Origin of the sequence: Bradyrhizobium iriomotense, assembly GCF_030160715.1 — a bacterium.
In the GTDB taxonomy this organism is placed as follows: Bacteria; Pseudomonadota; Alphaproteobacteria; order Rhizobiales; family Xanthobacteraceae; genus Bradyrhizobium; species Bradyrhizobium iriomotense.
Genome location: NZ_BSOW01000003.1, coordinates 44,964 through 64,469, shown reverse-complemented (window position 1 = coordinate 64,469; position 19,506 = coordinate 44,964). Strand labels below are relative to the sequence as shown.

The window sequence follows — 19,506 nt, the reverse complement described above, 5'->3', positions numbered from 1 at the left end:
CGACACTCCGTCGTCTTGCAGACGCCGGGAAACAACAAGCAGGCGCGTTGGGAGGTTGTTGATGATTTCCAGCACGGACGGCGCCGTCACGGCCGCGCCCCTTCGAAGTGGTTTCCGTTGGCTCCAGCTCGTGATGGGCATCGTCTGCATGGCGATGATCGCCAACCTGCAATATGGCTGGACACTGTTCGTCGATCCGATCGACGCCAAGTATCACTGGGGTCGCGCCGCGATCCAGCTCGCCTTCACGATCTTCGTCGTGACCGAAACCTGGCTGGTGCCGATCGAGGCCTGGTTCGTCGACAAATACGGCCCGCGCGTCGTGATCATGTTCGGCGGCGTGATGATCGCGCTGTCCTGGGTGCTCAATTCCTACGCTGACTCGCTCACCTTCCTCTACGCCGCCGCGGTCGTTGGCGGCATGGGCGCTGGCGCGGTGTACGGAACCTGCGTCGGCAACGCGCTGAAATGGTTCCCCGACCGTCGCGGCCTTGCCGCCGGCGCGACGGCCGCAGGCTTCGGTGCGGGCGCTGCGATCACCGTGGTGCCGATCGCCAGCATGATCGCATCGTCCGGGTATCAGAGTGCGTTCCTCACCTTCGGCATCGGCCAGGGCCTGATCGTCTTCGCGCTCGCCTTCTTCATCCAGCCGCCGTCGATCTTCGTGCCGCCGAAAAAGAAGAAGCTCAACCTGCCGCAGACCAAGGTCGATTTCACTCCGCCGCAGGTGTTGCGCAGCCCTATTTTCTGGGTGATGTACGTGGTCTTCGTGATGGTTGCCTCCGGCGGCCTGATGACTGCGGCCCAGATCGCGCCGATCGCGCACGACTTCGGAATTGCCAACACGCCGGTCACGCTTGCCGGCTTCCAGATGGCGGCGCTGACCTTCGCGATCTCGCTCGACCGCATCTTCGACGGTTTCGGCCGTCCGTTCTTCGGCTGGGTCTCCGACAATATCGGCCGCGAGCACACCATGTTCATCGCCTTCGGCACCGCCGCCTTGATGCTGCTGACGCTGTCGGCCTACGGCCACGTGCCTATCGTGTTCGTGCTCGCGACGGCGGTGTATTTCGGCGTGTTCGGTGAGATCTACTCGCTGTTCCCCGCGACCTGCGGCGACACCTTCGGCTCGAAGTTCGCGACCACCAACAACGGCATGCTCTACACCGCGAAGGGCACCGCCTCGCTGCTGGTGCCGCTCGCAAGCGTGATCTCGGCGACCTATGGCTGGAAGGCGGTGTTCGTCGTTGCAGTCGCGCTGAACGCGATGGCGGCGCTGATGGCGGTGTTCGTGATCAAGCCGCTGCGGCGCTCCTTCATCCTCGGCAAGGAAACCGCGACGACCGAGGCAGCGACCGGGAACGCAAAGACGGCATAGCGCGCGCACAACGCGCCGCATATATCAAAGGGGCGCAGCACTGCGCCCCTTTGTTTTTGCCTGATGACAAACGTCAGCATTGCTGCCGCAAGATTTTTCGGATGAGCCAAATCGAACGCTTGACGATTGGCATAATGTATACCAGACTATCCTCAGATTGTTCACCCAGGGAGGTTGCAATGCTGGTCGGAGACATTCTGCGCAAGAAGACGTCGCGCGTCGTGACCGTGCGTATGAACGAAACGGTGGGTATTGCCGCGAAGCTGATGCGCGCCAACAACATCAGCGCGCTGGTGGTCAAGGACGTCGTTCGCTCCGAGGGCAACACCGCGGTCGGCATGTTCACCGAGCGCGACGTGGTCCGCGCCGTCGCCGAGCACGGCGCGGACGGCATCAATGTGAAGGTCTCACAGCTCATCTCGGTGCAGCAGCTCGTCTCCTGCACCTCGAGCGATACCCTCGAGCATGTCCGGCACCTGATGAACCGGCATCACATCCGGCATCTGCCTGTCATCGACGACTACAGCCTTCTCGGCGTCGTCAGCATGCGCGATCTCGCCGCCGCCTTCGATGAAGCCACCGTGAGCACGCCGCACGCGGCCTAAGCCTTAGACCACCCCTGCGACGTCCGTATCCGGCTCGGATCGCCCGAGCCGGCCAGGGGTTCGTGTGCCCAAAATCGGATTATCCCAGCGAGGATTTCATGAAGATCTGCATCTACGGCGCCGGCGCGATCGGCGGATATCTTGGAGTGCAGCTCAAGCGCGCCGGCGCCGACGTCAGCCTCGTTGCGCGCGGCCCTCACCTCGCCGCCATGCGCGAGCGCGGCCTGAGGCTGCTCATGGACGGCGAGGAGCACGTGGTGCATCCGCGCTGCACCGACAACGCGGCGGAGCTCGGCGTGCAGGACTACGTGATCGTCACGCTGAAGGCGCATTCGATCACCGGCGTGATCGAGAAGATGCAGCCGCTGCTGGGGCCGCGCACCCGCATCGTCACCGCGGTGAACGGCATCCCCTACTGGTATTTCTACAAGCATGGCGGCCAATACGAGAACTCGACGCTTGAGAGCATCGATGCCGGCGGCCGGCAGTGGCGCGAGCTGGGCGCCGAGCGCGCCATCGGCTGCATCGTCTATCCCGCGACCGAGATCGAGGCGCCCGGCGTGATCCGCCACGTCTACGGCAACAACTTTCCGCTCGGCGAGCCCTCGGGCGAGATCACGCCCGACGTGCAGCGCCTCGCCGACCTCTTCGTCGCCGCCGGCATGAAGGCGCCGGTGCTCGACCGCATCCGCGACGAGATCTGGCTCAAGCTGTGGGGCAATGTCTGCTTCAACCCGATCAGCGCACTCACCCATGCAACCCTCGACGTGATCTGCACCGATCCTGCGACGCGTGCGCTGTCGCGTGCGGTCATGCTGGAGACGCAGGCGATCGCCGAGACCTTCGGCGTCAAATTTCGCGTCGACGTCGAGCGCCGCATCGAGGGCGCCCGCAAGGTCGGCGCGCACAAGACTTCGATGCTCCAGGACCTCGAGCGCGGCCGCCCGATGGAGATCGATCCGCTCGTCACCGTGGTCCAGGAGATGGGCCGCATGACCGGCATCGCAACGCCCGCGCTCGATTCCGTGCTCGCCATGGTCAGCCAGCGCGCGCGGATCGCCGGCCTCTATGACGGCGTCAGGATGCCTTCCGAAACCAAGGCGGTGGCGTGATGAGCGCGGCCGGCCCCAGCAAATGGCTCCGCTTCCGCCATTCTGGCGCGACGGGATTCGGAACGCTCACGCCGAGCGGCATCGCCGTGCATGACGGCGAGCTGTTCGGCCGCAACGCGCCGAACGGCAGAGTTCTGGCGCTCGGCGAAGTGGAGCTGCTGGCGCCATGCGCGCCGAGCAAGATCGTCGCGCTCTGGAACAATTTTCACGCGCTCGCCGCGAAGCTGAACCAGCCCGAGCCGCCGGAGCCGTTGTATCTGTTGAAGGCCACCACCAGCATCACAACGCCCGGCGCCGTGATCCGCCGCCCTTCCTATTATGACGGCAAGACCACGTATGAAGGCGAGCTCGGCATCGTCATCGGCAAGACCTGTGCCCGCGTCTCGAACGCCGAGGCCGACGCCTTCATCTTCGGCTACACCTGCGTCAACGACATCACCGCCAACGACATCCTCACCCGCGATCCGACTTTCGCGCAATGGGCCCGCGCCAAGGGCATCGACGATTACGGCCCGTTCGGCCCGGTGATCGCAACGGGCCTTGATCCCGCAAAGCTCGTCGTGCGCACCATCCTCAACGGCGCGGAGCGGCAGAACTATCCGATCTCCGACATGATCTTCAGCGCGCAGGAGCTGGTCAGCAAGATCTCGCACGACATGACCCTGCTTCCGGGCGATCTCATCGCGGTGGGCACCTCCGTCGGCGTCGGCGTGATGAAGGAGCCCGTCAACACCGTGACCGTCGCGATCGATGGCATCGGCGAGCTGACTAACGAGTTCCGGCTGTAGCCGAACAACAACTGTCGTAGCCCGGATGAGCGAAGCGACATCCGGGAACAATTGCGCATGATTCCCCGGATATCGCTCCGCTCATCCGGGCTACGAGATCACGCGTCATCTTCATCACACGCACAGCAAAATCGCACGCACAGCAAACATATTCCCCCAACAAGCCGCGCGTTCGCCGCACTGTCGACGCATTCCGACACCCATCTTCGCGTGCTTGGGGAGCGCGGCAGGCTACGGCTGTGCTTTGTCTGATCTCAAAGGGGAACTACCAGTGAAGAAAATCGTGATTGCAATGGGCGCAACGCTCGCCCTGGTGACGGCCGCGAGCGCCGCGGATCTGCCGCGCCGGCAGCCCGTGCCCGTGTATCCGCAGGCAGCTCCGATCGGCAAGATGCCGATTGGCAAATCACCGATTGGAAAGGCTCCGATCGGCAAGGCGCCCGGCCCCGTCGCGGCGCGCTACTGAAGCCTCACGCATCTCCAGATCCGCTGTTGTCGACGGCTGAAAGGCGAAGCGTGGCAATCACACGTCAGAGATCGGGATTGCGCCTCCTTGCGGGATGCGCAGTCCTCTCGCTCGTTTGCACGATCCAGTCGGCTTCCGCCCATGAGGCACGCAAGCGCATCGCTGACGCGAATGCGCTTGCGTCCCGTGACGCGCCCGCCCGGTCGAAGCCGGGTCAGGCAAAGGGCCCGTACTACGTGGACTTCAGGGCAAGGACCGCGGCAAGCTGGGGACATGCCTTCGTCTGGTACGGCAAGACCAGCGAGCGCGCCGTCGAAGTCGCAGGCCTGACGCCCGTGGGCGACACGCTCACCTACGCCCTCGGCCACATCATTCCGGTCCCGTCGGAGACCGGCGCCAGCTATGGCGACCTCGATCCGGAATATCTGACGGCGAGCTACCGCGTCTATCTGAACGAGGCCGACGCCAAGCGCGTGTTCGCCTACATCAAGAAATTGCAGGACAGCTCGCCGCTCTGGAACGCCGAGACGATGAACTGCACGGGCTTCATCGGCAACATCGCGGAGTTCATGGGACTGAAGGTCCCCATGCGCTGGCAGCGCCCCGAGGAGTACGTCAACAAGCTGAAGGAAATGAACGCGGGCCGCCAGATGGTCCAGCTCGCGCCGGAGTAGCGCGGGATCATATTTCGCCTTCGTGGCCCGGATGAGCGAAGCGACATCCGGGAATGTTTTCGCGAAGACCCCGCATATTGCTTCGCTCATGCGGGCTACATGCTGTTCGTTGCTCTAAAGCCCGATGCGATTAGGATGAATCGTCATCGCGCTTTAGGTTGTTGTTTGCGCATGATATTTCCGGAAAACCGCTTCACACTTTTCCGGATCATGCTTTAGCGTTCGCCCGCAGCTCGAACCCGAACGCCCCGCAGCGCGACAAACGACACGCCGCCCTCAAGCACGTTGTCGCACCACGCTCCATGTCTGTCATCCTCGGCCTCCTCTCCGGTCTCATCGGCGCGCTCGCCGGCTGGTCCGGCCTTGCCGCGCTGGTGATCATGCTCGCCGGGCCGGACCGCGACGGCGGCATCGCCATGGGGGCGTTCTTCAACATCGGCCCTTTCGGCGGCATTATCGGGTTCGTCGTCGGCGTCTGGTTGTTCACGAGGTTCGGCCTCGTTCGCGAGAGCGTAGCGCCGGCCGAGACGGCAGACGCGGTGCACCGGACACGCATCTCGTACCCCTTTGCCGTGACTGTCGTGACGATCATCGCGGGCCTCGCCTATTGGGGCTGGTACGAGCTGATCCGCTCGCCCTACCTCACGCACGGCTTCATGACGCTCGAACTGCAATTCCGCCTGCCGGCCGGCATGGCCTTGCCGCCCGACAAGGCCGACGTGCAGATCTACGTCGACGAAGGTCACGGCTACGCACCTGTCACCGTCGGCGAGCTCTGGCACGGCCATGACGGCGACCGCCAGGTCATCCTCGCGAGCGCCGCGCTGTCGTACAAGACGAGCCGGCGCGAGGTCAGCCTGACCCTCCCCGACACGCCGACCGAGACCTGGCGGCTCGATCTGGCGCGCGATCCCGATCCCACGCCGGGTTATTCGCCCTGGCGCTCCGGAATCGGCGGGGGGCCTGCGAAGATCGAGATGAATTTTCGTCTCACCGCCGACAGGTGAAGGTGCTTCCGGGTCATCGCCCGCGAAGGCGGGCGATCCAGTATTCCAGAGACAGCGCCGAATACTGAGAAGTCGCCGCGCACTGGATGCCCCGCCTGAGCCTGTCATCGGGCTCGCCGAAGGCGAGACCCGGTGGCGGGGCATGACAGCGTAGGTTGTAGCGTCGTCCTGCCGCATGACCAAGATTATCCGGCGCACGGAATCATCCCTCAGCCTCTCGCATGATCGCCCTGCCCTGGCCGCACGCCCTGCGAATAGACTTTTGCCGGACCGGGCGGCATCCTGCCGCCGAAATCAATCGATAACAGGGCCGTCACGCGCCCGAGGAAACAGAGGGCACTCATGCTGAAGACACGTTTCACGGAGCTGGTCGGCGTCGAGCATCCGATCGTCCAGGGCGGCATGCAATGGGTCGGACGCGCCGGGCTGGTGGCGGCGGTGGCGAATGCCGGCGCGCTCGGCTTCATCACGGCGCTGACCCAGCCGACGCCGGAGGACCTGACCAAGGAGATCGCGCGCTGCCGTGAGCAGACCGACAAGCCGTTCGGCGTCAACCTCACCATCCTGCCCGCGATCAAGCCGCCGCCCTACGCCGAATATCGCGCCGCGATCATCGAGGCCGGCATCAAGGTGGTCGAGACCGCCGGCAACAAGCCGCAGGAGCACGTCGACGAATTCAAAAGGCACGGCGTCAAGGTCGTGCACAAATGCACCAGCGTCCGACATGCCCTCTCCGCGGAGCGGATGGGCGTCGACGCCATCTCGATCGACGGCTTTGAGTGCGCCGGTCATCCCGGCGAGGACGACACGCCGGGCCTGATCCTGATCCCGGCGGCCGCCAACAAGGTCAAGATCCCGATGATCGCCTCGGGCGGCTTTGCCGACGCGCGGGGCCTCGTGGCGGCGCTGGCGCTCGGGGCCGATGGCATCAACATGGGCACCCGCTTCATGGCGACCAAGGAGAGCCCAATCCACCAGCTCATCAAGGACAAGATCGTCGCCAATGACGAGCGCGAGACCGAGCTGATCTTCCGCACCATGCGCAACACCTCGCGCGTGGCCAGAAACGCGATTTCCACCAAGGTCGTCGCCATGGAGAAGGAAGGCGCCAAGTTCGAGGACATTCGCGAGCTGGTGGCGGGCGCCCGCGGCAAGATGGTCTATGCGTCAGGCAATTCGGACGAAGGCATCTGGTCGGCCGGCCAGGTGCAGGGCCTGATCCAGGACATCCCGAGCTGCGCCGAGCTCATCTCCCGCATCGTGCGCGAGGCGGAAGCCATCATCAGGAGCCGGCTCGAAGGCATGATCGTTCAACCGGCGGCGCAAGCTGCGGAATAATCACTGCAAGAAACGAGAGCAATTCATGAAGGCTTACGTCTACGCCCCTGAGGGAGCTGCGATTTCCGACGTTGCTCAACCGACGCCCAAGGGCACGCAGGTGCTGGTCCGCGTCCGCGCCTGCGCGCTCAACCGCGCCGATACCGGCATGCGCAAGGGCCACGTCCATGGCGCGGCCGGCGGGGTCGGCACCGTCCTCGGCATGGAATGGGCCGGTGAGGTCGCAGCCCTCGGGCCCGACGCGCAGGGCGTGAAGGTCGGCGACCGCATCATGGGCTCGGGCGCCGCGGCGTTTGCGGAGTACACGCTCGCCGATCACGGCCGCCTGTTCCGCACGCCCTCGAACATGAACTTCGAGGAAGCCGCCACCCTGCCCGTCGCGCTCGCGACCATGCACAACGCCGTCGTCACCGTCGGCGGGATCCAGCCGGGCCAATCCGTCCTGATCCAGGGCGCAAGCTCCGGCGTCGGGCTGATGGCGATGCAGATCGCCAAGCTCAAGGGCGCAAAGCTCGTGATCGGTTCGTCGACGGATGCCCATCGTCGCAGCCGGCTCACCGACTACGGCGCCGATCTCGCGATCGACTCTTCCGACCCCGGCTGGGTCGACCAGGTGTTGAAGGCGACCGGCGGCGAAGGCGTCGACCTCATCGTCGACCAGGTCTCCGGCAAGGTCGCAAGCCAGAACCTTGCCGCCACCAGGGTGAAGGGCCGCATCGTCAATGTCGGCCGGCTCGGCGGCACCCATGCCGACTTCAATTTCGACCTGCACGCGGCGCGTCGCATCGACTATGTCGGCGTCACCTTCCGCACCCGTACCATCGAGGAGATCCGCGAGATTTTTGAGGAGGTTCGCAAGGACATCTGGAGTGCGGTGGAAGCGCGCAAGCTGCAGCTGCCGATCGACAAGGTGTTTGCCTTCGACGACATCGACGAGGCCTTCGCGCACATGGAGGCCAACAAGCATCTCGGCAAGATCGTCGTGACGCTGTAAGGGTCGCCGCTCAAAAGCCGCCTTTCCAATATTTGTCGGCACCAGCTATCCAGCCGGGGCACTGCCATGCATGGGTTCAAGTTTGCCGTTGCGTTGATCCTACTCTTTGCGGCCTGTGCGACGGATGCCGCCGGCGTGAGGCGGATCAAGATCGACGCGAGCGCGGCGGGCCCGTGGATCGCGGGGGCCGTCTGGTATCCCTGCGCGACGTCGGTGCAAGACGCGCGTAGCGACGATGTTGCCCTGTCCGGTGTGAAGGACTGCCCACTCTCCGGCAACAAGCTTCCGCTCATCGTCATGTCGCACGGACGGACGGGATGGTTCGGCGGCCATCACGACACCGCGGCGGCGCTGGCCGATGCCGGCTTCGTCGTCGCGGCTGTCGCTCACCCCAACGACAACGAGCGCTATCACGACGGCACCGACAGCCTCGAGGTGCTGGCGGGTCGCTCCGGCGACATCAAGCGTCTGGTCGATTTCATGCTTGGTGACTGGCCGGATGCCAGTCGTATCGACGATCATCGTATCGGTCTGTTTGGCTTCTCGGTGGGCGGCTATACCGGCCTGGTCGTCATCGGCGGCGATCCGGATTTCCGCAAAGGCCAGCCGCGCTGCGCGCGAACGGACCTGCGGCCCCTGCCCGTCTGCGCGCAGCTCGACAGTGGCGAGCTTCCCATGGACGCTCCCGCGCACGATTCACGCGTCAAGGCTGCGGTCATCGTCGATCCCTGGCCGGAGTTTCTGCTGCCTGCGGATCATCTGTCGGCCGTGAGCGTCCCCATTCAATTATGGAGCTCGGATCCCTCGCATCAGGCCGACGGCGTCTCCGGATGCTGCGCGGCCACGATCAGGGACAGGCTGCCGTCGCAGCCCGAGTGGCACTTCGTCGCCAATGCAAACCACTTCGCGTTCCTGGCGCTGTGCTCGCCGAAACTCGCGCAGGATGCACCGAGAATCTGCACCGACCCACCCGGCTTCGATCGAGCTGCCTTCCACCAGACGTTCCACGCCGAGATAATCGCGTTTTTCCGCAAGCATCTGAACGCAGGGCAGAAGCAATAAGCACTCGAAACTCGGAAGCATTCGCAACAAATCGCTCCTGCAAATCAGTCGCGACTACACCTGTGGACCGCGGCTTGATGTTACGTGACGGGCTGCTAAATCCCCGGCCATGACAGCACAGCACAGCAAAACCTCGGTCGCCGCGATCTCGATCTTCGCCAGCGGCGGCATGGCGGCGGCCAAATTCGTGGTCGGGATCGCGATCGGCTCGCTGGCGCTGATCTCGGAGGCGCTGCATTCCTCGATCGACCTGGTCGCGACCATCATCACCTGGGCGGTGGTGCGGGTATCCGACAAGCCTGCGGACGACGAGCATCATTACGGCCATGGCAAGCTTGAGAGCATCTCGGCGCTCGGTGTCACCGCCCTGCTCTACGTGCTGGCCGGCGGCATCCTGGTCGAGGCCTATAGCCGGATCCGCGAGGGCACCCCGCCGCCGACCATCTCGGCCGTGCCCTTCGTCGTGCTGGTGATCGACATCGTCGTCAATCTCTGGCGGGCGCGGGCGCTGCACCGCGCCGCGCGGGAGACGCGGAGCCAGGCGCTCGCGGCCGACGCGCTGCATTTCGCCTCCGACGTGTTGGGCTCGTTTGCCGTCATCGCCGGCCTCATCCTCGCCGCCTTCGGCTTCTGGTGGGGCGACGCCGCGGCGGCCGCTGCCGTCGCCGTGATGATCGCGCTGCTCGGCCTGCGCATGGCCGGCTCCACGGTCCACACGCTGGTCGACCGCGCGCCGGAGGGCGCGCTGGAGCAGGCCACGGCCGTGATCAAAAGCGTGCCCGGCGTGCTCGACGTCGAGCGCCTGCGCGTGCGCATGGTCGGCGCGACCTATTTCATCGACACCATCGCAAAAGTGCCACGGACCTATCCGATCGATCGCGTCGAGGACATCAAGCGCAACGCGCAAGCCGCCGTCGCCAAGGCGTTCGGCGACGCCGACCTCACCTTCACCGCGGTCCCCGTCGCGCGCGACAACGAAACCGTGCGCGACCGCATCATGGTGATCGCGCGCAATTCGGGCCTTGCCATCCATCACGTCACCGTGCACGACCTCGGCGCCAAGCTGATCGTCGGCATCGACCTCGAGGTCGATGCCGAGATGCCGCTGACCGCCGCCCATGACGTCGCCAATACGCTGGAGCGCAACATCCAGGAGGAATTCGGCGAGGACGTGGAGGTCGACGTCCATATCGAGCCGCTCGAGCCCGAGTTACCGTTCGGCGTCGACGCGCCGGCGGAACGGGTGCAGGCTATTGCAGCCGCGCTCTCCGGCTTCGCCGCGGGCGGCGAGATCCACGACATCCATAATGTCCGCGTGCGCAACACCGATGCCGGCGAGATCGTCAACTTCCATTGCCGCGCCACACCGTCGATGAGCGTGATCAAGGTGCATGAGCATGTCGACGAGATCGAGCGCGCGCTGCGTCGTGCCTTCCCAAGCGTGAAACGCGTGATCAGTCACGCCGAGCCGCCGCGCGCGTGACTGATCACGAAGAGTCACACGTTCCCGTTTCGGACTCACCGCGCAGCTAATATTGCGGACGCTTGCTCCGCAAACTCTCCATTGGATAAGAATTATTTCGCGTTAACGATTCGTTGACTCTCGACAGCCCGCGAAAACTGGATTCAAATCGCTGTGATTCGGAAGCGAGCGGGGGCTTCATTCCGAATTGTGGTGCAGAACTATCTCCTGGGGGCCGAAGGCATGCCGCGCGCAGACGCCGCGAGCGCGTGCGTCCAATCCGATTCGATCAAGGGATTGGCGCAATCGATCGCGAAACCGGCCTACCACCGGCTCCTGATCGCCGAGCCGGCGCTCCGGCGCGCTGTGCCTACGCTCATCATCGCCTTCCTCATCACCATCTGTCTCGGCGCCTTCGTCCAGGTCGTCGACCAGACTCGGCAGAAGCGCATGGTGATCAAGCACGACATTGAGGCGCTCGCCGACCTGCTCGCCGAGCGCATCGATCGCCTCGCCTCGGTGCGCATCGACCGGCAGAAGAACATCGAGCGTCTGCCGACGCTGTTGCCCGAGCTCATTCCCTCCTGGGGCACGGCCTCGGGTCGCCACGTCATTGTCACTTCCGTCGGCACCGACCGCCGCATCCTCGCACGCATTCCCGTGGACACCGACCCGGCCGGCAACGACCGCCTGCTCGATGCGATCACCACCGCGCAGCTGGTGGCGACACCGCCGCAACAGAACGACGTCTCCGATCTCACGCTGCCCAGCGGCAACAGCGCGCTGGCGACCTCGCGGCCGATCAAGTCGCTGCCCGGTCAGGTTACCGTGATCCAGGAGCGCAACGAGCCGATCTGGGGCTCGGATGCCGCGCTCTCGGTGACGCTGTCGGCGACCACCGGCTTCGTCGTCCTGATTCTCGGCTTCGCCTTCCACTGGCAGTCGACCCGCGCCCGCGAGGGCGACCTGATCAACGACGCCGTGCGCGGCCGGATTGACACCGCGCTCAACCGCGGTCGCTGCGGCCTGTGGGACTGGGATCTTTCGCGCGGCAAGATCTTCTGGTCGCAGTCGATGTTCTCGATGCTGGGCCTCGACGGCCGCAACGAACTCCTTACCTTCGGCGAGGTCAATGCGCTGGTGAAGTCGGACGACATCGACCTGTTCGCGATCGCTGACCAGCTGATCTCGGGCCAGATCGACCACATCGACCAGAGTTTCCGCATGCAGCATGTCGACGGCCACTGGATCTGGCTCCGCGTGCGCTGCGAGCGCACGCGCGCCACCGGCGATTCCGCCATGCATCTGATCGGCATCGCGGTCGACATCACCGAGCAGAAGAGCCTTGCCGAGAAGACGGTGGAAGCCGACCTGCGGCTGCGCGACGCCATCGAGACCATCCCGGAAGCCTTCGTGCTGTGGGACAACAGCGACCGTCTGGTGCTCTGCAACTCGCACTTCCAGCGCCTGCACAGGCTGCCGGACTCGGCCGTCATCCCCGGCACCTCCTACGAGACCGTGCTCGAGGTCGGCCGCATGCCGGAGGTGCGCACCCGCCACAACGAGACCGCCAATCAAGGTCCGGGCGCCCGCACCTTCGAGGCGCAGCTCGACGACGGCAGCTGGCTGCACATCAGCGAGCGCCGCACCAAGGACGGCGGCTACGTCTCGGTCGGCACCGACATCACGCGCATCAAGGAGCACGAGCAGAAGCTCGTCGACAACGATCTGCGCCTGCGCGCCACCGTCATCGACCTGAAGCGCTCGCAGGCGGCGCTGGAGCGCCAGACCAACGAGCTCGCCGACCTCGCCGAAAAATACCAGCGCGAAAAGACCCGCGCCGAGGAGGCCAACCAGACCAAGTCGAAATTCCTCGCCAATATGAGCCACGAGCTGCGCACGCCCTTGAACGCGATCATCGGCTTCTCCGAGGTCATGGGAAGCGGCATGTTCGGCGAGCTCGGCAGCGAGAAGTACCAGGAATATTGCCAGGACATCCTCACCAGCGGTCACTATCTGCTGGAGGTCATCAACGACATCCTCGACATGTCCAAGATCGAGGCCGGCCGCATGAAGCTCGACATGGAGGAGCTCGACCTGTCGCGCACGCTCGCGGAATCCTTGCGGGTCGTCTCGGGCCGTGCCGAAGACAAGAACCTGACGCTCGATGCCGACATCGAAAACATCATCTCGGTCGTCGCCGACCGCCGCGCCACCAAGCAGATCATCGTCAACCTCCTGTCCAACGCCGTGAAGTTCACGCCCGACGGCGGTCGCATCGTGGTGCGCAGCCGGCAGCTCGAGGACAAGGTCGTGCTGATGATCGCCGACACCGGCATCGGCATCGCCGCGCATTCGCTGGCGCGGCTCGGCCGGCCCTTCGAGCAGGTCGAGAGCCAGCTCACCAAGACCTATCACGGCTCGGGCCTGGGACTTGCGATCGCCCGCTCGCTCACGCAACTGCACGGCGGCACGATGCGGCTGCGCTCGAAGATCGACGTCGGCACCATCGTGCGGGTGACGCTGCCGCGCAACGCCAGCAAGGCCGCCCCCAAGATCCCGGCGGCCGCGTGACCCTGATCAGGATTGCAGCGTCGGCGCCACCTCGCGCGCGACGTTGACGAGCGCGGCGATCAGCGGCGTCATCGGGTCGCGCTGCGGGATCACCAGGCCAATGCTGTAGTTGACCTCGGGATCGATGATCGGGATCGAGCGGACGGTATCGGCAAGACCGAGCGTCTCGGCAAGCTTCGCCGGCATCACGCTCGCCCAGCGCCCGGTCTTCACATGGGTAAACAGCACCAGCAGCGAGTTCGACGTCAGCGTCGGTGTCGCCTCGGCATTCACCGAGCGCAGCGCGCGGTCGATGATGCGGCGGTTCTGCATGTCCGGCGTCAGGAGGCACAGCGGCACCTTGCCGACCTCCGCCCAGGTCACGGTCTCGCGGTCGCCGAACATCGCGTCCGGCGCGGTCAGGAGGCGATAGCTCTCGTTATAGAGCGGAATAGTGCGGACCTTGCCGATCGGCTCGTTCTCGATATAGGTCAGCCCGGCATCGACCTCGAGATTTTCGAGCAGTCCCAGCACCTCGGACGACGTGGTCGACTGGATGCGGAAACGCACCTCCGGATGCTTGGCCCGGAACGGCGTCGTGAGCGAGGCTACCATGCCGAGCGCGGTCGGGATCGCCGCGATGCGGATCTCGCCGGAGAGCTTGTGCTTCAGCCCGTTGATCTCGTCGCGCATGGCACGGGCATCGCCAACGATGCGCCGGGCCCAATCGAGCGCCCGCTCGCCCTCCGGCGTAAACCCCTGGAAGCGCGAGCCGCGCTGGACCAGCATGACGCCGAGGATCTCCTCGAGCTGCTTCAGCCCGGTCGACATGGTCGGCTGGGTGACGCCGCACGCCTCCGCCGCGCGTCCGAAATGCCGCTCCTTGGCGAGCGCGAGCAGAAGTTCAAGCTTGTCGAGCAACCGCTATTCCCCCGGGATTCTGTCTTGGCATGCAAACTATCACGGCCAGCCCCCCCCTCCAACATGCGAAAACGGGCCGCGGCAGGAACAATCATTCGGTTTTCCTATCACCCAATTGCAGCGATCTATCGATGTGTATTCCCGATCGCAGCATGAGACTGCTTTATTGATTCTTGAATGATTCCAAATACTCATACGAGGGACGGTCACCCTCTGATTGAGAATAAAGAATGACGGGGATTCACGAACCTTGGGACGAAACGCGCGGCGCTGAGATCATCGCCGAACATGCCGGACAGGAGGGCGCAACGCTGGTCATCCTCCATGCCCTGCAAGAGGCCTTCGGCTATGTCCCGGAGGCTGCGATTCCGATGGTCGCGCAGGCGCTCAATTTGTCGCGCGCCGAGGTTCATGGCGTCTTCACCTTCTACCACGATTTCCGCCATAAGCCGGCCGGCCGCCACGTCCTGAAACTCTGCCGCGCGGAAGCCTGCCAGGCGGCCGGCGGCGATGCGCTTGCAGCGCGCGCCGAGGCGAAGCTCGGCGTATCGATGGGCAGCACCACCGCCGACGATCGCGTCACGCTGGAGCCGATCTACTGCCTCGGCCTCTGCGCGACTGCCCCGTCCGCGATGCTCGATGGCCGCCTCGTCGGCCGGCTCGATGACAAGCGCCTCGATGCGCTGGTTGCGGAGGCGCAGCGATGAAAATGCGGATATTCGTTCCCCGCGATGCGGCTGCCGTCGCTGTCGGTGCCGATGATGTGGCCGCGGCGCTCGAGCAGGTCGCCCAGAAGCGCGGCCTTCCAGTCGAGATCATCAGGACCGGCTCACGCGGGCTGTGTTGGCTGGAGCCGATGGTCGAGGTGGCAACCCTCAAGGGTCGTGTCGCTTACGGACCGGTCAGCCCAGAAGATGTCTCCTCCGTGTTCGACTCCATGGCGGGCAACGGACAGCATCCCCTGCGGCTTGGCATCGCAGACGAGATTCCCTGGCTGAAGCGCCAGACCCGCCTCACCTTCGCCCGCTGCGGCGTGATCGATCCGCGTTCGCTCGATGACTATCGCGCCCATGGCGGCTACAAGGGCCTGGAGCGTGCGCTGTCGCTCGGCGCAGATGCAATCCTCACCGAGGTCACATCGTCCGGCCTGCGCGGCCGCGGCGGCGCGGGCTTTCCGACCGGCATCAAGTGGAAGACCGTTTCGCAGGCCAAGGCGGACCGCAAATTCATCGTCTGCAACGCCGACGAAGGCGACAGCGGCACCTTTGCCGACCGCATGATCATGGAAGGCGATCCCTTCCTGGTCATCGAGGGCATGACGATCGCCGCGATCACGGTCGGCGCCACCAAAGGTTACATCTACATCCGCAGCGAATATCCGCACGCCGTCGAGGCGATGAACGCGGCGATTGCGGCGGCACAGCGCGGCGGCTATCTCGGCACCAATATCGGCGGCTCCACGCAAAGCTTCGACCTCGAGGTGCGCGTCGGTGCCGGCGCCTATGTCTGCGGCGAAGAGACCTCGCTGCTGGAGAGCCTTGAAGGCCGACGCGGCATCGTGCGCGCAAAGCCCCCGCTGCCGGCGCATCACGGCCTGTTCGGCAAGCCGACCGTCATCAACAACGTGCTGTCGTTCGCAGCCGCCCCCTTCATCCTTGCCGAAGGCGCCAAGGCCTATGCGGATTTCGGCATGGGCCGCTCGCGTGGCACGATGCCGATCCAGCTCGCCGGCAACATCCGCCATGGCGGGTTGTTCGAAACCGCGTTCGGCGTGACGCTCGGCGAACTCGTCGACGACATCGGCGGCGGCACCTTTACGGGCCGCCCAGTCCGCGCTGTGCAGGTCGGCGGTCCGCTCGGCGCCTACTTCCCCCGCGCGCTGTTCGACACGCCATTCGACTACGAAGCCTTTGCCGCACGGGATGGCCTGATCGGCCATGGCGGCATCGTCGTGTTCGACGACAGCGTCGACATGCGCAAGCAGGCGCGCTTCGCGATGGAGTTCTGCGCCATCGAGTCCTGTGGCAAATGCACCCCGTGCCGGATCGGCTCGACCCGCGGCGTCGAGACCATCGAGAAGATCATCAGTGGCGAGCGCGTGAGCGAGAACCTCGCGCTCGTGGAAGACCTCTGCAACACCATGAAATTCGGCTCGCTCTGCGCGCTCGGCGGCTTCACGCCCTACCCGGTGCTCAGCGCATTGAAGCATTTCCGGGAGGATTTCGTCCCGGCACCGGCCAGGCTTCAGGCTGCGGAATAGGAGAGCAACGATGTCTCTGATCGAAGAAATCGACTTCGGCACGCCGCGCTCGAAATCGGAAACGATGGTGACGCTGACCATCGACGGCAACCAGGTCACGGTGCCCGAGGGCACCTCCATCATGCGTGCCGCGATGGACGCCGGCCACCAGATCCCGAAGCTCTGCGCGACCGACATGGTGGATGCCTTCGGCTCCTGCCGCCTCTGCCTCGTCGAGATCGAGGGCCGCGCCGGAACGCCGGCCTCCTGCACCACGCCCGTGATGCCCGGCCTCGTCGTGCACACCCAGACCGAGCGGCTGAAGAAGCTGCGCAAGGGCGTGATGGAGCTCTACATCTCCGACCATCCGCTCGACTGTCTCACCTGCGGTGCCAACGGCGATTGCGAATTGCAGGACATGGCCGGTGCGGTAGGCCTGCGCGACGTGCGCTACGGCTATGAGGGCGAGAACCACGTCTTCGCCAAGACGGACGGCTGCACCAACGACCATTGGATGCCGAAGGACGAGTCCAATCCGTACTTCACCTACGATCCCTCCAAGTGCATTGTCTGCTCGCGCTGCGTCCGCGCCTGTGAGGAGGTGCAAGGCACCTTCGCGCTGACCATCTCGGGGCGCGGCTTCGACAGCCGCGTCTCGCCCGGCATGAGCGAAAGCTTCCTCGGCTCCGAATGCGTCTCCTGCGGCGCCTGCGTGCAGGCCTGCCCGACCGCGACGCTGACCGAAAAATCCGTGATCGAGATCGGGCAGCCCGAGCACTCCGTCGTCACCACCTGCGCCTATTGCGGCGTCGGCTGCGCCTTCAAGGCCGAGATGCGCGGCGAGGAAGTCGTGCGTATGGTGCCGTACAAGGACGGCAAGGCCAATCGCGGCCATTCCTGCGTCAAGGGCCGTTTTGCCTGGGGCTACACCAACCACAAGGAGCGCATCCTCAACCCGATGATCCGCGAGCGGATCGAGGATCCCTGGCGCGAGGTGTCGTGGGACGAAGCGTTCTCGTTTGCCGCGGCCAAGATGCGCGGTATCCAGACGAAGTACGGCCGCGACGCGATCGGCGGCATCACCTCGTCCCGCTGCACCAATGAAGAGACCTATCTGGTGCAGAAGCTGATCCGCGCCGGCTTCGGCAACAACAATGTCGACACCTGCGCCCGCGTCTGCCATTCGCCGACCGGCTATGGCCTTGCCACCACCTTCGGCACCTCGGCCGGCACGCAGGACTTCGACTCGGTCGAAGATACCGATGTCGTCGTCGTCATCGGCGCCAACCCGGCCTCCGCCCACCCCGTGTTCGCCTCCCGCCTCAAGAAGCGGCTGCGGCAGGGCGCAAAACTGATCGTGATCGATCCGCGCCGCACCGAGATGGTGGAATCGCCGCATGTGAAGGCGCTGCACCTGCCGCTGATGCCCGGCACCAACGTCGCCGTCATGACGGCGCTGGCCCATGTCATCGTCACCGAGGGCCTCGTCAACGAAGCCTTCGTGCGCGAGCGCTGCGACTGGAACGAGTTCGAGGAATGGGCGACGTTCGTCGCGCAGCCGAACAACAGCCCGGAAGCGACCGCGATCCTGACCGGCGTCGATCCCAAGGCGCTGCGCGAGGCAGCCCGCACCTACGCCACCGGCGGCAATGGCGCGATCTATTACGGGCTCGGCGTCACCGAGCACAGCCAGGGCTCGACCACGGTGATCGCGATCGCCAACCTCGCGATGGCGACCGGCAATATCGGCCGGCCCGGCGTCGGCGTGAACCCGCTGCGCGGCCAGAACAACGTGCAGGGCTCCTGCGACATGGGCTCGTTCCCGCACGAGCTGCCCGGCTATCGCCACATCTCCGGCGATGCGGTGCGTGACCAGTTCGAGGCGCTGTGGAACGTCAAGCTCAATCCCGAGCCGGGCCTGCGCATTCCCAACATGTTCGATGCTGCGGTCGAAGGCACGTTCATGGGGATCTACGTGCAGGGCGAGGATATCCTGCAGTCCGATCCGAACACGTCGCACGTGGTGGCGGCGCTTTCGGCGATGGAATGCGTCATCGTCCACGACCTCTTCCTCAACGAGACCGCCAACTACGCGCATGTCTTCCTGCCCGGCTCGAGCTTCCTCGAGAAGGACGGCACCTTCACCAACGCGGAGCGGCGCATCCAGCGCGTACGCAAGGTGATGACGCCGAAGAACGGCCTTGCGGATTGGGAGGTCACCATCGGGCTTGCGAAGGCGATGGGCTTCGAGATGAACTACAAGCACCCGTCCGAGATCATGGACGAGATCGCGGCGCTGACGCCGACTTTTGCCGGCGTCTCCTACGCCAAGCTCGACGAGCTCGGCTCGGTGCAGTGGCCCTGCAACGAGAAGGCGCCCGAGGGCACGCCGGTGATGCATATCGACGGCTTCGTCCGCGGCAAGGGCAAGTTCGTCGTCACCGAGTATGTCGCGACCGACGAGCGCACCGGCCCGCGCTATCCGCTGCTGCTCACCACCGGACGCATCCTCAGCCAGTACAATGTCGGCGCGCAGACCCGCCGTACCGACAACGTGGTCTGGCACGCGGAAGACCGGCTCGAGATCCATCCGCACGACGCCGAGCAGCGCGGCGTACGCGACGGCGATTGGGTGCGGCTGAAGAGCCGCGCCGGCGAGACCACGCTGCGCGCGGAGATCACCGACCGCGTCGCGCCGGGCGTGGTCTACACCACCTTCCACCATCCGGACACGCAGGCCAACGTCATCACGACCGACTATTCGGACTGGGCAACCAACTGTCCGGAATACAAGGTCACCGCGGTGCAGGTCTCGCCGTCCAACGGCCCGTCCGACTGGCAGAAGGCCTACGACGCGCAGGCGCGGCATTCCCGTCGCATCGCGCCCGCGGAAGCTGCGGAGTAAGC

16 protein-coding genes are annotated in these 19,506 nt (G+C 65.1%); 15 read left to right on the top strand and 1 reads right to left on the bottom strand.

Going from position 1 to position 19,506, the window contains the following annotated elements:
- Positions 1-61 precede the first annotated feature (61 nt).
- From oxlT to QQL28_RS04730, 12 genes are all read left to right on the top strand, one after another.
- Positions 62-1,378: an oxalate/formate MFS antiporter gene (oxlT, locus tag QQL28_RS04785; RefSeq protein WP_284261690.1), complete on the top strand. Its 1,317-nt coding sequence runs from the start codon at positions 62-64 to the stop codon at positions 1,376-1,378.
- A 179-nt stretch (positions 1,379-1,557) separates the two neighbouring features.
- A complete protein-coding gene (locus tag QQL28_RS04780) occupies positions 1,558-1,983 on the top strand; it encodes a CBS domain-containing protein (RefSeq protein WP_284261688.1) in 426 nt (141 codons plus the stop codon).
- 98 nt (positions 1,984-2,081) lie between these two features.
- Positions 2,082-3,095 (top strand): 2-dehydropantoate 2-reductase, encoded by a 1,014-nt coding sequence (locus QQL28_RS04775; RefSeq protein WP_284261686.1) that lies wholly within the window; start codon positions 2,082-2,084, stop codon positions 3,093-3,095.
- Positions 3,095-3,883 (top strand): fumarylacetoacetate hydrolase family protein, encoded by a 789-nt coding sequence (locus QQL28_RS04770; RefSeq protein ID WP_284261684.1) that lies wholly within the window; start codon positions 3,095-3,097, stop codon positions 3,881-3,883. The genes QQL28_RS04775 and QQL28_RS04770 overlap by 1 nt, the downstream gene beginning before the upstream one ends.
- 271 nt (positions 3,884-4,154) lie before the next feature.
- Complete coding sequence (locus QQL28_RS04765; RefSeq protein WP_284261683.1) at positions 4,155-4,349, top strand: hypothetical protein; 195 nt, start codon at positions 4,155-4,157, stop codon at positions 4,347-4,349.
- A gap of 77 nt (positions 4,350-4,426) precedes the next feature.
- Positions 4,427-5,023: a hypothetical protein gene (locus QQL28_RS04760; protein ID WP_284261681.1), complete on the top strand. Its 597-nt coding sequence runs from the start codon at positions 4,427-4,429 to the stop codon at positions 5,021-5,023.
- Between the two features lie 302 nt (positions 5,024-5,325).
- The gene (locus QQL28_RS04755; protein WP_284261679.1) at positions 5,326-6,030 is read left to right on the top strand and encodes a GlsB/YeaQ/YmgE family stress response membrane protein; all 705 of its coding nucleotides are present in this window, start codon (positions 5,326-5,328) and stop codon (positions 6,028-6,030) included.
- A 342-nt stretch (positions 6,031-6,372) separates the two neighbouring features.
- Positions 6,373-7,368: an NAD(P)H-dependent flavin oxidoreductase gene (locus tag QQL28_RS04750; protein WP_284261677.1), complete on the top strand. Its 996-nt coding sequence runs from the start codon at positions 6,373-6,375 to the stop codon at positions 7,366-7,368.
- 25 nt (positions 7,369-7,393) lie between these two features.
- Positions 7,394-8,362 (top strand): zinc-binding dehydrogenase, encoded by a 969-nt coding sequence (locus tag QQL28_RS04745; protein WP_284261675.1) that lies wholly within the window; start codon positions 7,394-7,396, stop codon positions 8,360-8,362.
- 66 nt (positions 8,363-8,428) lie between these two features.
- Positions 8,429-9,424 (top strand): alpha/beta hydrolase family protein, encoded by a 996-nt coding sequence (locus QQL28_RS04740; protein WP_284261673.1) that lies wholly within the window; start codon positions 8,429-8,431, stop codon positions 9,422-9,424.
- Between the two features lie 109 nt (positions 9,425-9,533).
- Positions 9,534-10,907, top strand: coding sequence for a cation-efflux pump (locus tag QQL28_RS04735; protein ID WP_284261671.1), 1,374 nt, complete (start codon positions 9,534-9,536; stop codon positions 10,905-10,907).
- A gap of 222 nt (positions 10,908-11,129) precedes the next feature.
- Positions 11,130-13,460, top strand: coding sequence for a PAS domain-containing sensor histidine kinase (locus QQL28_RS04730; RefSeq protein WP_284262474.1), 2,331 nt, complete (start codon positions 11,130-11,132; stop codon positions 13,458-13,460).
- Between the two features lie 6 nt (positions 13,461-13,466).
- Here the strand turns inward: QQL28_RS04730 and QQL28_RS04725 are convergent, their stop codons facing one another.
- Entirely contained in the window at positions 13,467-14,360 is an 894-nt protein-coding gene (locus tag QQL28_RS04725; protein ID WP_284261668.1) for a LysR family transcriptional regulator, read from the bottom strand.
- 230 nt (positions 14,361-14,590) lie between these two features.
- Between QQL28_RS04725 and QQL28_RS04720 the strand changes: the two genes are divergently transcribed.
- From QQL28_RS04720 to fdhF, 3 genes are read left to right on the top strand one after another with little or no spacing between them, the layout of a single operon-like run.
- On the top strand, positions 14,591-15,067 hold the full coding sequence (locus QQL28_RS04720) for a formate dehydrogenase subunit gamma (RefSeq protein ID WP_284261666.1): 477 nt from the start codon (positions 14,591-14,593) through the stop codon (positions 15,065-15,067).
- Positions 15,064-16,620 (top strand): formate dehydrogenase beta subunit, encoded by a 1,557-nt coding sequence (locus tag QQL28_RS04715; protein WP_284261664.1) that lies wholly within the window; start codon positions 15,064-15,066, stop codon positions 16,618-16,620. Before QQL28_RS04720 ends, QQL28_RS04715 begins: the two co-directional genes overlap by 4 nt.
- A 10-nt stretch (positions 16,621-16,630) precedes the next feature.
- The gene (fdhF, locus tag QQL28_RS04710) at positions 16,631-19,504 is read left to right on the top strand and encodes a formate dehydrogenase subunit alpha (RefSeq protein ID WP_284261662.1); all 2,874 of its coding nucleotides are present in this window, start codon (positions 16,631-16,633) and stop codon (positions 19,502-19,504) included.
- Positions 19,505-19,506: the final 2 nt, after the last annotated feature.